At 65.5% G+C, this 14,843-nt stretch carries 6 protein-coding genes and 1 pseudogene; 2 read left to right on the top strand and 5 right to left on the bottom strand.

Going from position 1 to position 14,843, the window contains the following annotated elements:
- The first annotated feature begins 41 nt into the window (after positions 1-41).
- Entirely contained in the window at positions 42-2,627 is a 2,586-nt protein-coding gene (gene acnB / locus MYA_RS24990) for a bifunctional aconitate hydratase 2/2-methylisocitrate dehydratase (protein ID WP_011879819.1), read from the top strand.
- A gap of 163 nt (positions 2,628-2,790) precedes the next feature.
- Here acnB and MYA_RS24985 read toward each other — a convergent pair whose 3' ends face one another.
- Both MYA_RS24985 and MYA_RS24980 read right to left on the bottom strand, forming a co-directional pair.
- On the bottom strand, positions 2,791-3,303 hold the full coding sequence (locus tag MYA_RS24985; RefSeq protein WP_014725633.1) for a chemotaxis protein CheW: 513 nt from the start codon (positions 3,301-3,303) through the stop codon (positions 2,791-2,793).
- A gap of 36 nt (positions 3,304-3,339) precedes the next feature.
- A complete protein-coding gene (locus MYA_RS24980; RefSeq protein WP_041494348.1) occupies positions 3,340-5,061 on the bottom strand; it encodes a methyl-accepting chemotaxis protein in 1,722 nt (573 codons plus the stop codon).
- A gap of 331 nt (positions 5,062-5,392) precedes the next feature.
- Here MYA_RS24980 and MYA_RS32635 point away from each other — a divergent pair.
- Positions 5,393-5,662 (top strand): annotated as a pseudogene (locus MYA_RS32635) (transposase); the annotation flags it as partial.
- A gap of 30 nt (positions 5,663-5,692) precedes the next feature.
- Here MYA_RS32635 and MYA_RS24975 read toward each other — a convergent pair.
- Genes MYA_RS24975 through MYA_RS24965 form a run of 3 tightly spaced genes read right to left on the bottom strand, consistent with a single transcriptional unit; the run spans position 5,693 to position 14,841 of the window.
- Positions 5,693-6,853, bottom strand: a complete 1,161-nt coding sequence (locus MYA_RS24975; protein WP_014725631.1) for a hybrid sensor histidine kinase/response regulator — start codon at positions 6,851-6,853, stop codon at positions 5,693-5,695.
- A gap of 2 nt (positions 6,854-6,855) precedes the next feature.
- The gene (locus MYA_RS24970; protein ID WP_014725630.1) at positions 6,856-9,825 is read right to left on the bottom strand and encodes a PAS domain S-box protein; all 2,970 of its coding nucleotides are present in this window, start codon (positions 9,823-9,825) and stop codon (positions 6,856-6,858) included.
- Between the two features lie 12 nt (positions 9,826-9,837).
- Entirely contained in the window at positions 9,838-14,841 is a 5,004-nt protein-coding gene (locus tag MYA_RS24965) for an AAA family ATPase (RefSeq protein ID WP_238539621.1), read from the bottom strand.
- Between the last annotated feature and the right edge of the window lie 2 nt (positions 14,842-14,843).

Here is a 14,843-nt window from a genome sequence, read left to right as displayed (position 1 = left end):
GAAAGCCCTTCCCCTGAAACGCAATCTCAGCAGGTCCCCCCATGCTTGAAAACTTTCGTGCTCACGTGGCCGCCCGCGCCGCGCTCGGTATCCCTCCCCTGCCGCTGACGGCTCAGCAAACCGCCGAACTGGTGGAATTGCTGACGAACCCGCCTGCCGGCGAAGAGCAGACGCTGCTCGACCTGATCACCCATCGCGTGCCGGCCGGCGTCGACGAAGCCGCGCGCGTGAAGGCCGGCTTCCTGGCCGCCGTCGCGAAAGGCGAGACGGCCTGCCCGCTGATCTCGCGCGAACGCGCGACCGAGCTGCTCGGCACCATGCTCGGCGGCTACAACATCCAGCCGCTGATCGAGCTGCTGTCCGATGAAGCCGTCGCGTCCGTCGCGGCCGACGCGCTGAAGAAAACCCTGCTGATGTTCGACCAGTTCCATGACGTGAAGGAACTCGCCGACAAGGGCAACGCCCACGCGAAGGCCGTGCTGCAGAGCTGGGCCGACGCCGAATGGTTCACGAGCCGTCCGGAAGTGCCGGAAAGCCTGACCATCACCGTGTTCAAGGTCACGGGCGAAACCAACACCGACGATCTGTCGCCGGCGCCGGACGCCACCACCCGCCCGGACATCCCGATGCACGCGCTGGCGATGCTGAAGAACGCACGCCCGGGCATCACGCCGGAAGAAGACGGCAAGCGCGGCCCGGTCAAGTTCATCGAATCGCTGAAGGAAAAGGGCCACCTGGTCGCGTACGTCGGCGACGTGGTCGGCACGGGCTCGTCGCGCAAGTCGGCGACCAACTCGGTGCTGTGGTTCACCGGCCAGGACATCCCGTTCGTGCCGAACAAGCGTTTCGGCGGCGTGTGCCTCGGCGGCAAGATCGCTCCGATCTTCTACAACACGATGGAAGACGCCGGCGCGCTGCCGATCGAACTCGACGTGTCGCAGATGAACATGGGCGACGTGGTCGAACTGCGCCCGTACGAAGGCAAGGCGCTGAAGGACGGCAAGGTCATCGCCGAATTCCAGGTGAAGTCCGACGTGCTGTTCGACGAAGTGCGCGCCGGCGGCCGCATTCCGCTGATCATCGGCCGCGGCCTGACCGCGAAGGCGCGTGAAGCGCTGGGCCTGCAGCCGTCGACGCTGTTCCGCCTGCCGCATCAGCCGGCCGACACCGGCAAGGGCTTCACGCTCGCGCAGAAGATGGTCGGTCGCGCATGCGGCCTGCCGGAAGGCCGGGGCGTTCGTCCGGGCACGTACTGCGAACCGAAGATGACGTCGGTGGGCTCGCAGGACACGACGGGCCCGATGACCCGCGACGAACTGAAGGACCTCGCGTGCCTCGGCTTCTCGGCCGACCTCGTGATGCAGTCGTTCTGCCACACCGCCGCCTATCCGAAGCCGGTCGACGTGAAGACGCACCAGACGCTGCCGAACTTCATCAGCACGCGCGGCGGTATCGCGCTGCGTCCGGGCGACGGCGTGATCCACTCGTGGCTGAACCGCATGCTGCTGCCCGACACCGTCGGCACCGGCGGCGACTCGCACACGCGCTTCCCGATCGGCATCAGCTTCCCGGCGGGCTCGGGCCTCGTCGCATTCGCGGCCGCCACCGGCACGATGCCGCTCGACATGCCGGAATCGGTGCTGGTCCGCTTCAAGGGCAAGATGCAGCCGGGCGTCACGCTGCGTGACCTCGTCAACGCGATTCCGCTGTACGCGATCAAGCAGGGCATGCTGACGGTCGCGAAGCAAGGCAAGAAGAACATCTTCTCGGGCCGCATCCTCGAAATCGAAGGCCTGCCGGACCTGAAGGTCGAGCAAGCATTCGAGCTGTCGGACGCATCGGCCGAACGTTCGGCCGCCGGTTGCACGGTGCGCCTGAACAAGGAACCGATCATCGAGTATCTGCACAGCAACATCACGCTGCTGAAGTGGATGATCGCGCAGGGCTACCAGGACGCGCGCAGCCTGCAGCGCCGCATCGCGGCGATGGAGCAGTGGCTGGCCGATCCGAAGCTGCTGTCGCCGGACGCCGACGCCGAATACGCGGCCGTCATCGAGATCGATCTCGCCGACGTCCATGAGCCGATCGTCGCGTGCCCGAACGACCCGGACGACGTGAAGACGCTGTCCGAAGTCGCCGGCGCGAAGATCGACGAAGTGTTCATCGGCTCGTGCATGACCAACATCGGTCACTTCCGTGCCGCGTCGAAGCTGCTCGAAGGCAAGCGCGACATTCCGGTCAAGCTGTGGGTCGCGCCGCCGACCAAGATGGACCAGAAGCAGCTGACGGAAGAAGGTCACTACGGCGTGTTCGGCACGGCCGGCGCCCGCACCGAAATGCCGGGCTGCTCGCTGTGCATGGGCAACCAGGCACAGGTGCGCGAAGGCGCGACGGTGATGTCGACGTCGACCCGCAACTTCCCGAACCGTCTGGGCAAGAACACGAACGTGTACCTCGGCTCGGCGGAACTGGCTGCGATCTGCTCGCGTCTGGGCCGGATCCCGACCAAGGAAGAGTACATGGCCGACATCGGCGTGCTCAACGCGAACGGCGACAAGATCTACAAGTACATGAACTTCGACCAGATCGAAGACTTCAAGGAAGTCGCCGATACCGTGCAGATGTAAGCACGCGGTCGAGCTGCGGCGGGTTGCACCTGCCGCAGCGAGATCCGATGGCGCCGCGGGCTCGATGCCTGCGGCGCCATTTTTTATTGCGGGCGGCGCGCGATGCGCCGGTTCGCGCGTCAGACCATCCGGTCGAAAAATGAAGCGATGGACGGAGCCCTCGTCAGGCGAGCCGGCCGACGTCGACAGTCTCGATGAGCCGTTCAATGTCGAGCAGGATCAACATCCGGTCACCGTCCTCGTCCGAGACCGAGCCGAGATCGGTGATGAACCCGGCGTCGCCCATCACCCCGAATTCGGGCGCAGGCCGGCGATCGGCCGGCGCCAGGGCCAGGACATCGCTCACCGCGTCCACGACGATGCCCACCGTCCGTCGCGCGACGTTCACTACGATGACGACCGTCGCGTCGTTGTACTCGGCGGATTCCAGCGCGAACTTCAGCCGCAGATCCACGATGGGCACGATCACGTCGCGCAGGTTGATCACGCCCTTGACGAACGCCGGTGCGTTGGCGATGTGCGTCGGGGTTTCGTAGGAGCGGATCTCCTGCACTCGCTGGATGTCGATGCCGTATTCCTCGGCACCCAGCCGGAACGTCACGAACTCCTGCGTGTCTCGCACGGCGGCCTGTCCGCGCGTGCCCTTCGTGTGCGGATCTTCAAGTACTGCGTTCATGAATCTTTCTCCAGTTGTCGATCGGTGACGGTCTGTTCAGAACGTGTGCCAGTCTTCAGTCGCGCCAGGGGTAGCAACTGCCGGCGCGGAGGGTCGGGCCACGGGCGCCGTGGTCTTGCCTGCCGTGGCCCGGGAAGCCGGACGCCGTGCCGGCTTCGGCGCAGCCGGAACCGGCTGGCTCGCGCGTGTGCCGTCGACGCGGAAGAAGGCCACCGCTTCGCTCAGCTGACGGCCCTGATCTTCCAGCGATGTCGAAGCCGCCGCCGCTTCTTCCACCAGCGCCGCGTTCTGCTGCGTGACCTCGTCCATCTGCGTGATCGCCTGGTTGACCTGTTCGATCCCCCGGCTCTGCTCGCCCGAAGCCGCTGCGATCTCGCCCATGATGTCGGTCACGCGAGCCACCGCCTGCGTCACTTCGGCCATCGTTTTGCCGGCTTCACCGGCGAGCGCCGAACCGTCCTGAATCTTCTGTACCGAGGCATTGATCAGGTCCTTGATCTCCTTTGCCGCGCTCGACGAGCGCTGGGCGAGACTTCTGACTTCGCTCGCGACCACCGCGAAGCCACGGCCCTGCTCACCGGCGCGCGCCGCTTCCACCGCGGCGTTGAGCGCCAGGATGTTGGTCTGGAACGCAATGCCTTCGATGATCCCGGTGATATCCGCGACTTTCGTCGAGCTCTGGCTGATGTCGGTCATCGTTTCCACGACCTGCCCGACCACGGTGCTGCCTTTCTGTGCAACTTCCGATGCATTGGCAGCCAGCGCGCTCGCCTGCTGTGCATTCTCCGCGTTCTGCTTCACCGTGGACGTGAGTTCCTCCATGCTCGACGCAGTCTCCTGCAGCGACGACGCCTGCTGCTCGGTGCGCGACGACAGGTCCTGGTTGCCCGAAGCAATCTGGCTCGACCCGGTGGCGATATTGTCTGCCGAGGTCCGCACCTGCCCGATCAGCTTCACGAGGCTGGCCTGCATCGCACCCATTGCGGCAAGCACGCTCCCCGCAGGCGCGTCCTTCGCCCCCACCACCACACTGAGATCGCCGGTGGCCACACGCTGTGTCACTTCGCCCAGTGCGGCCGGCTCGGCGCCGAGCGCACGCAGCAGGCCCCGCGTAATCAGAACGCCGGCCATCATCGCCATCGCGACCGCAGCCAGACAGATACCGATCAAAAGCATGCGCTGGTTCGAGAATTGATCCTCGGACTGCCTGACCATCTCGGCCGCACGTTCATTGGCAAAGGCCGCATAGTCGTTGGAGGCCTTGATCAGGGCAGAAAGCAGCGGCCGGCATTTGGTGTCGATTTCGGCGATGGCCGCGTCGCGCTGATTGCTCACGGCAAGCCTGTCGATCTCCAGCGCCACCGGGCGATAAAGCGATTCGATGCGTGGAATTTCAGCCGCCAGGCTGCGCTCCCGCTCACTCATGTCGGGCGCGCTGGCCACCATCGCCTTGAATTTCGTCAGATTGGCTTCGACTCTCCGCTCGGCGTCGCTGACGGCATTTTTTTCGATCTCGACATCCGCAGGTGCGGTGACCAGGACGAGGTTGCGTACTGCCATCGCGCGATCGTCGACGGCGGTACGGACGGACGCAGCCATCTCGGCGCGACTGTTGATTCCACTGACGAATCCGGAAAAACGATTGTTCGCCTCATTCAACGCGTTCAACGCAAGACCCGATACCATCAGCACCAGCGCCGCAAGCAGGCTGAAGGTCGCCGTGAGCTTCGTACGGACAGTCATTCGTTTGGAACTCATGTTTCATACCCCCATCGATTCAGTTTCGAAGCCTCTGCCGGGATGCTCGGCCGTCATCGAGTTCCCCGCTGCTTGTTGCTTTAACGGGTGCTTCTCAACCATCCTTGAGCGCCTCTATCGTCCCAATCGTTTGCGTCAGGGTTCTGGAGAACGTGAGTTATCCGACGGGCCACGTCATCCCCGGGTGCGCGCGCAAATCACTAGCGTGCGAGTCCTAACTATGAGTCCCTCGGCTGGTCTGGCGCGCAATACACCTGAGGCGTCCGAGAATGTCCGGTGCGACCGGCGAATTTTGGAAGGCGACCTTAGCATTGCTTCCGGAGCGAACCCGTTCGTCGAAAAACTGGAGCCGGCTTCCCTGGGATTCGAAGGGGCAACGCCTGCGAGCACCGGCCGCCCTATCACCCGACCGTGCTGCTCGAGATCGACGTCGCGGCTGCCTCAAATCGCGTGCAGCCGAGCCGTCGCATGGCGCGACCGTGCCAGCGCGATCTTGAACTGATGGGGTTTGACTGGCCGGCATGCGCCGGACTTCAAGACCGTCGCCGCATTCAGGCGACGCAATGGAGAAGGCAGTCGCAACGACTGCCGACGCTTCGTGTGATTCTGATATGCCGTGAGCCGCAGCCGTTCAGCTGAACCGGAGTATCGTCATGGTGGCAGCAAGGCCCGGCTCGTTGTCGGCGAACTCCAGAAAACCGTGGTGCAGTGTCGCCACCGCTTTGACGAGCGCAAGCCCGAGTCCGACGCCCGGTGTTCCCCGGCTTCGGTCGCCGCGATAGAACCGCTCCGTCACCTTGGACCGTTCGGCGAACGGAATACCGGGCCCGTCATCCGACACCGTGACCTCGATCCGATCGTCACGCTCACACAGCGACACCTCGACCTCGCCGTTGTCCTGCGCGTACTTCAGCGCGTTGTCGATCAGATTGCCGATCGCTTGCGCGAGCAGCAACGGGTCGACCTCGGCCAGCACCTCGGTTTCCGAGCACAGCAACAGCGTCAGCGAAATGCCGCGCAACTCCGCGACCGGCTGATAGAACTCGACGGCATCGGACAGGATGGTCACGACGTCGCTTTTGACGAAACCCGAGCGCCGCACGCCCGCATCGATCTCGGCGAGACGCAGCAGCGCATTGAAAATGCCGATCACGCGGTCCACGTCGGTCATCGCGACTTCGAGCTGGCCCAGCGTGTCTTCATCGCCCTTCTTGCGCAACCCGAGCAGCAGCACCTCGAGTCTCGAACGGAGTTCGGTGAGCGGCGTGCGCAGATCGTGCGCAATCGCGTTCGACACATTGCGAACACCGTTCAGCACTTCGATCAACGCGTCCTGCGCCTGGATGCGCGTCTTGACCTCCTCTTCGAGCCTCGCGTTCTGTTCCTGCTGCAAGCGTTGCAATGCATGCAGCTTCAGATGCGTCTGCACGCGCACGGCCACTTCTTCCATTTGCAGCGGCTTGGTCACGAAGTCCATCGCGCCGACGCGGAAACCCGTGAGCTTGTCCTCGGTCTGCGTCAGCGAGGTCATGAAAATCACGGGGATATCCCGCGTGACCGGATTGTCCTTGAGCGCGCGGCAGGTCTGGAAGCCGTCGAGGCCAGGCATCATCACGTCGAGCAGGATCAGGTCGGGCTTGACCAGTTCGGCGCGGCGCAGCGCTTCGTGGCCGTCGCGCGCGACGGCCACGCGCATCCCTTCGGCCTCCAGCGTATCGACGACGAGCCCGAGATTCGCCGCCGTGTCGTCGACCACGAGCACGACGGGCGCGTCCATGTTGTGCTCTCGCATCGTCAACTCCCTTCGCTGTTCAGATGATGTTCGATCAACGAAAGCAGGGCCTGCGATTCGTAGGTCATGGCAAGGTGCCGCAAACGCGCGGCGAACGGTTCATACTTTTCATGCGAACTCGCAAGACGATCGGCGTGCCGGCTGATGTCGCGCATCGAGCCGAGCAGCGCATAGCGGTGCAGCGCCGCCATGTCCTCGCGCGGCGGGATGATCATCGGCCGGTCGGCTTCGCAGGCCGGACCGGCGCCCTGCTGGGTCGCCAGGCCGAGCAGCATTGCGATCGAGCCCAACAGGCGGTCGAGATTGAGCGGCTTTTCCAGAAACACGTTTGCGCCCGCGTCGATGTTCGCGCGGGCGTTCTGTTCGGAGGCGTCGGCGGATACGACGATCACGGGCGTCGCACCCAGTGTGTGCGAACGGCGCAGATGGTGCAGCGTCTCTATGCCGCCCATCAAGGGCATCACCGTGTCGAGAACGATCAGGTCGGGCGCGCACGCTGCAGCCTTGTCGAGCGCATCGCGCCCATCGCTGCTTTCGATCACCCGAAAGCCCGCCTGTCCCAGCACTTCCGCCAGAAGCGTGCGGTTTGCGGGGACATCGTCGACCACCAGAATGACCCGGCGCGCGCCATCGAGGCGGTCCGCCTGGAGACGCGGTATGCGCTCGCACGGCCCCGCAGCCGACGCGGGCGCATCCAGTTCAAAACCGAACACGCTGCCCTCGCCGGCCGAACTCGTGACTTCGATCTCGCCGCCCATCATGCGGACGAGTTGCCGGCTGATCGCGAGACCCAGCCCCGCGCCGCCGCCGCGCCGCGTGTGATCGCCCGCCTGTTCGAACGGTTGAAAGATCGCTTCCAGCCGGTCGGCGCTCACGCCGATACCGGTATCGCGCACCTCGAAGCGCAGGCGCCCGGCCGCGCCTCGGCTGACCGACAGCGTGACCTCGCCGTGGTCGGTGAACTGGACGGCATTCGCGAGCAGATTGAGCAGCACCTGGCGTAGCCGGCGCTCATCGACACGGACCACGGCAGGCAGATCGGGCGCGGCCACATAGTTCAGCACGAGGCGCTTTTGCTGCGCGCGCACGGCGACGATTTCCGCGATCGTCTCGAGAAACCCGCGCAGCGACACTTCGCCGACCTGCAGTTCCAGCTTGCCGGCGCCCAGACGCGCGAAGTCGAGAATATCGTTGATCAGCGTCAGCAGATGCTGCCCGCTCTGCTCGATCACGCCGACGCTCGCCAGCTGGCGCGTGTCGAGCCGCGCGTCACGCTGGAGTATCTGCGCATAGCCGAGAATGCCGTTGAGCGGCGTGCGCAGCTCATGACTGATGTTGGCGAGGAACTGGTCCTTCGCGCGGCTGGCCGCTTCCGCCGCATCCTTCGCGACGCGCACCGTTTCTTCCAGCGCCTTGCGCTCGGAGATGTCCTGAATGATGACGATGACGTGCGCCGTCTGACCGGACGCGTCGTGCTGAAGCGCAACCGACAGCGTGACCCACACGCGCTCCCCATCGAACCTGACGAGCGGCACTTCCTCCGAATAATGCTTGAGCCCGCCTTCCGTCAGCAGGCGGAACCGCTCGATGCTCGCCACGCTGAAATCGGCATGAATCAGTTCGTGAAGCCGTCGCTGCTGCAACGCGGCCAGCGGCCAGCCGACGATCTCGCCCGACCGACGATTCACACGCAGAAAACGCCCATCGAGATCGCAATGCGCGACGCCGACCGCGGCGTTTTCGAAGGTGCCGCGAAAGCGCTCCTCGCTCGCGCGCAGCGCCTGCTCCGTCATCTTCAGTTCCGTGATGTCGACCAGACTGCCGACGAAGCGCACCGGCTTGCCCGTCGCGTCGCGGCGCGCGGTGCCGCGCACCAGCACCCAGCGGTCGCTGCCGTCGCGATGCCGCAGCCGGTTCTCCAGCTCGAACAGGCCGTCGCCGCTTTCGAGGAACGACGCGACCGCGCGATCCGTGCTGTCGCGATGATCGGGATGCAGCACGCTCATGTACGCTTCGTAATCGAGGCGCGCTTGCGGCGTGTCGAAGCCGAGCCACTCGTAGATGTTGGAATAGCGAGCGAAGCCGCGCTTGTGATCGCCTTCGGGCATGTCGATTTCCCACACGCCGACATTCGAGCCGTACATCGCCATTTCGAGTCGCGCATTGGTCTCGCGAAGAATCTCCGCTTCCTGCGCGCGGCGCTTTTGCGTCACGTCGCGAAACACGATCACGATGCCCTGCCGTACGCCGCGTTCGTCCGTCATCGGCGTACCCGTGCATTCGACCGGCAGGTCGCTGCCGCCGCGCGCGCGCAGAATGGCGCGCGCGGGCAGCCCACCGTCGCTCCCGGTTTGCAGCACGGCGGCCATCGGATCCTCGATCGGCGCGTGCGTGTTCTCATCGTGCAGACTGAAAACCTCGCCTAGCCGCCGTCCCGTCGCTTCGCTGCGCGACCAGCCCGTCAGCGCTTCGCCGGCGAGATTGACGAAGGTGACGAAGCCGTCCACATCCGTCGACAGCACGCCGTCGCCGATACTCGACAGCGTGATCGCATAGCGCTGCTCGCTCTCGCGCAAACGCCGCTCGGCGCCGTGCTTGTAAAGCGCCATTTCGACGACGGTACGCAACTGCATGTCGTCGAAGGGCTTGAGCACGTAGCCGTACGGTTCCGCTGCCGTCGCGCGGCGGATCGTCTCTTCGTCCGCATAGGCGGTGAGAAATACGACGGGAATGTCGCGCGCTTCACGGATACGTCGCGCGGTGTCGATGCCGTCCAGTTCGCCCTCGAGCCGCACGTCCATCAGCACCAGATCCGGCTTGCTGTCTGCGGCCAGCGTTTCGACCAGCGCGAGCGCGTCTTCGCCGCTGCCCGTGCTGCCGACCACGACATAGCCCGCGCGGCTCATCTGTTGCGCGATGTCGCGTGCGACGATGCGGTCATCCTCGACGATCAAGATTTGCGCGCTGGTCATGGCGTGTGGCCGTCAACGTTCTGCTGCATTGAATTGAATGGTGAAAGTGGTGCCGTGCTGCTGCGCGATATCGATGCGGCCGCGCAATTGCAGCACGAGGTCGTGAACGAGGCGCAAGCCGAGCGTTTCATCGCGTTCGAACGAAAAGCCGGGTGCGAGGCCGACGCCGTCGTCGGCGACGATCAACGCGCAGCGCCGGTCGTCGATCGCCTTGAGTTCGACCTTGAGCACGCCGCCGCGCTGATCCGGGAACGCATGCTTGAGCGCATTCGACACCAGTTCGTTGATGACGAGACCGCACGACACGGCGCGGTTCATGTCGAGCTGAATGTCGTCGACGTCGATCTGCAGGTCGACGCCCAGCCGCCCCATGTCGTAGACGCGCGCCAGATGACCGCATAAGGTCTTCACGTGCGCCGTCATCGCGATGCGCGCGAAGTTGCCCGCGCGATAGAGGTTCTCGTGCACCATCGCCATCGAGCGTACGCGATTGCGGCTGTCGGCGAACAGTTCGGCCACCGCCTTGTCCGTCACGCGCTCCGCCTGAAGATTCAGCAGGCTGCTGATCAATTGCAGATTGTTCTTCACGCGGTGATGCACTTCATGCAGCAGCGCGTCTTTCTCGGCGAGCAACGCATGCTTCTCTTCGAGCGACGCATTTTCGAGCGACACGGCCGCCTGTGACGCAAGCAGCCTGAGCACGGCGAGACGCGCGGGCGTGAACACGCCCGGCGCGAGTTCGTTCTCCAGATACAGCACGCCGATCAGCTTCGACTGCTTGACGAGCGGCAGCGACAGCACCGAACGCGAATGCTGCGCGGCGAAATGCTCGTCGGCCGACCAGGTCTGGTCGAAGATCGCATCGTCGATCAGCAACGCGCGTTGCGTGCGAATGCTTTCGAGCAGCACGGCGCTCGACAGATCCTGCGCATTCACCGGTCTGCTGTCGAAGTGCACTTCCGGTCCTTCGCGCCCCGCCACCGCGGTCGCTTCGATCCACAACGCGTCGGCGCGCGGCAGCACGAGCAGCGCGCGCCGCGCGCCCGCGTGTTCGAGCATGATCGTCATCAGCGTGCGCATCAGACGCTCGGGAACCAGTTCGCCGGAGATCGCCTGCGACGCCTTCACCACGGTATCGACGTCGAGTTGTTCGGCGACGACGCCGGGCGCCGGCGCCTGCTCGACGGGCTCGCGCAGCAGCTCGGCATAACGCCGGTCGAGCGACTTCACGCGCGCGATCGCGCCCCAGCGCAACCACGCGCGGCGCGCGTTGCGGACATACGCGGCGGCCGTCGTCGTAAAGCCGCGCGCCAGATAGAACTTCGCGGCAATCTCCTGCGCGAGCGCTTCGTCGTGCGGGAAATCATGCTTGCGCGCGAGCCGGATCGCGTCTTCGTAGCGGTTCATCGCTTCGAACTCGCGGCCCGCGATGCGCGCGATTTCGCCGCTCATCAATGCCGCGCGGCTGCTGAAGTTGCTCGGGCAGTGCCCGGCCCACAGCGCCAGCTGCCGCTGATGCGCGGCGAGCTTGTCCAGATTCCCGGCCCGGGCGGTTTCCGGCGCGCCGTCGTGCCAGCTTGCGCGCGCGAGCCCCGCAAAGAACTGATACTCGGCGATTTCGAAATGACCCGACGATGTCCACAGCAACGGCGACGCCTTACTGTCCGCATGCATCGCGCCGTCGATATCGCCGGCCAGATAGCGCGCCTGCAGCTTGCGGATCCAGTACCAGCACGCCGCGATCGCGAGACTCGGATCGCCGTCGAGGCGCTGCTCGAACGCGGCATCGTCGAAGCGATCGGGAAGCGCGTCATGCGCGTCGAGGTTGCCGCGCAACGAATGAATCAGCGCGAGCTGCGCGGTGATGATGTCGACGATGAGGCCGAACTTCGCGGCCTGAACGATCTGCAGACGACGCTGCGCTTCCTGCTCGACTTCCGCGAGCGGCTCGCCCGCGGCGATCAGCGTCGTGACCGTGCAGCAGCTGCTGAAGCCGATGTAGGTCAGGTCGCCGCCTTCGCTCGCGACTTCGAACGCGCGGCGCAGCAAGGGCAAACCGGTGCGGATCGGCCGCGTCCACGGCGTCACGTGATACGCGAAGCACATGTAGACACGCGCCTTGAAACGGTCCAGCCCGCGCTTGTCCACGAGCGCGAGGCCGAGCTGGCCGAAGCGGTAGCCCGCGTCGTAGTCGTCGAACAGCGGACCCGCGACCATGCCGAGATACGCATAGCCGAGCGACGACGCATCGCTGTTGCCGTACAGCAGGCTCAGGTTCGCCATCCGGCACAGCACGAGGCACACGAGGTTTTCATCGCTGAAGAACGCGGGCGGCAACACGGCCGTCAGCACGTTCATCGTCGCGGCGAGTCCGGCGTCGTCGAGCAAGGGCAGATCGACCAGCGTTTCGATCGGCACGCCGCCGATGCCCTGCAACAGCGTGTCGTATTCCGCGCGCGCCGCGTCGCGGCCCGGATGCGGATCCCAGTCGATGCCGACGTGCCGCAGATAGTCGAGGCACGTCTGCACCGCGAGGTTCATCCGATCGAGCGCCGTGTACAGCGTGACGCGCAGAAACGTGACGGCCGCACGGTCGGCCAGCGTGCGCGCGCGCGTGTCGAGCGTCGACAACCGTCGTTCGCTGCTGTCCATGGCGCCCGTCAGAAACTCGCATTCGGCGAGCTGGCATTCCAGCTGGAATTTGCGGGCATAGTCCGCGTCCCAGCCTGCTTCGCCGAGCAGTTCGCTGCCGGTCGACAGGTACGCGAGCGCCGAGCCGTACGCCGCCGACGCGCGTGCGCGCTGCCCCGCCTCGAGATTGAAGTCAACCACGCGCGCGCGTTCGGCGGGATCGTCGAGTAAAGGAATGACGCGGTTGTACTGGTTGACGATCTCGAAGATGCTGCGCGCTTCGTCCGCAGCCGGCTGCGCGGCGAGAATCCGGCCGATCCGCAGATGGGCCTGCGCACGCAGCTGCGGCGGGATCAGTTCATACGCTGCCTCGTGCACGCGGTCGTGCACGAACGCATAGCCTTCGCGGCTGCGGTACAGCAGGCCGGCCTCGACGCCGTCGGCGAGGGTCGTGGTCACCTGCGCCTCGTCCAGGCCGCTGATGCGCGCGAGCAGCGGCGACGTCGCGCGGCCGCCCAGACACGCGAACTGTTCGAGCAACGCCTGCGTGCCGCGCGGCAACCGTTCGATCTTGCCGACCATCAGATCGACGATGGTGTCCGCGAAACGCGCTTCGCGCAGCCTTTCGTTGTCCCACGTCCAGATGCGGCAGTCGCGATCGAACGCGAGGAAGCGCTCGTCGGCGAGAAATTGCAGAAACTGCACGACGTAGAACGGATTGCCGCCCGTGCGTTCGAACACGAGACGGCTCAGGCCCTCCAGTTCGGGCCGCGTGGTCGTGAGGGCGTCGCCGATCAGATGCGCCACGTCGTCAGGCTGCAGCGGCGTCAGCATGATTTCGTCGACGCGCGTGCCCGTCTGCCGGATCAGATCGACCGTGCGTCTGAGCGGATGCGCGACGCCCACTTCGTTGTCGCGATACGCGCCGACCACGAACACGTTGCGCGCGCCCGGCCCGCACAGCTGTTCGAGCACGCTGAACGTGCCCGCGTCGCTCCATTGCAGGTCGTCGAGAAACAGCACGAGCGGCTGGCCGTCGCACGGGAACGCCGCGATGAAACGCGTAAACACGGCGAGAAAGCGCATGCGTGCTTCCTGCGGCGCGAGTTCGGGCACGGGCGGCTGTGGCCCGACGAGCGCCTCCAGCTCGGGAATCAGCTCGACGATCAGCTGGCCGTTCGCGCCGAGCGCATCGTGCAGGCGCTGGCGCAGGTCCGCGTGTGTGCGCATGCCGTCGTCGATCAGCTCGCGGATCAGCGTCCGGAACGCCTGCGCGAGCGTGGCGTAAGGAATGTCGCGCTTGTAGCGTTCGAACTTGCCCGACGCGAACCATCCGCGCGACGCGGCAGGCGTCATGCGCAACCCGCTCACGAGCGTCGATTTGCCGATGCCCGAATAACCCGACACCAACGCCACGCCAGGCTCGCCGCTTTGCACGACGCGCTCCAGCGCGGCTTCGAGCTTGTGCTGCTGCTTCTGGCGTCCATAGAGACGAAACGGCCGTTGCAGCTGATCGGGCGCATCGGCGGCGCCCGGCGCGAACGCCTCGACGTCGCCCGATGTGCGCCATGCGTCGAGACAGCGCCGCAGATCGTGTTCGAGCCCTGCTGCGGTCTGATAGCGCTGCGCCGCGTCCTTCGACAGCAGGCGTGCAACGATCGCGCTCAGTTGCGCGGGCACGCCGTCGATGCATTCGGCCACCGGAATGGGCACTTGCGCCGTATGGCAATGCAGCCACTCGGCCGCCGAAGCGGCCCGATACGGCAGCTTCCCCGTCATCATTTCGTACAACACGACGCCGAGCGAGTACAGATCGGCACGCGAGTCGGACCAGCGGTTCATCAGCCCGGTGCGTTCGGGCGACAGATACGGGAGCGCTTCGACGGCGATCGCGGGCGGGCCGTCGCGCGGACGCTCGCGCGGCGCACGGGATACGAGGCCGAGGCCCGTGAGCGCGATGGCCTGGGTCGCGTCGTCGATCAGAATGTTGCCCGGCCGGATGTCGTTGTGCGTGAGGCCGCGGCTGTGCAGGGAGCGCAGCGCCGACGCGAGGTTGACGGCAAGGGTAAGGAACCGGCCTATCGGCAACGGCCCCGCTTGCGCCATGCGAAGCGATCTGCCGCCCGGATCCTCGAGCACGAGCGTCGCGCTGCGCTCGTCGCGCAGCAGCGCGTGAGGCCGCGTGACATGCGCGCCGTCGAGCATGCCGCGCAACTGATACGCGTGCTCCAGACGCTCATGGCTTTCCGGCTGCGGCTGCGATGCCGAGAGCGTGACCGCCAGCCAACTGTCCGACGCCCCCGGGCTCGTCAGGCGCGACAGCACGAACTGACCATCGTCGCTCAATGTCGTTACGTCGTAGCCCGTCAGCATCATGGTTCCCATCT

The sequence above is a fragment of the Burkholderia sp. KJ006 genome (assembly GCF_000262695.1).
Lineage (GTDB): Bacteria > Pseudomonadota > Gammaproteobacteria > Burkholderiales > Burkholderiaceae > Burkholderia > Burkholderia vietnamiensis.
Note: the sequence above shows the minus strand (reverse complement) of the source record. Positions and strands in the feature narration are given on the sequence as shown.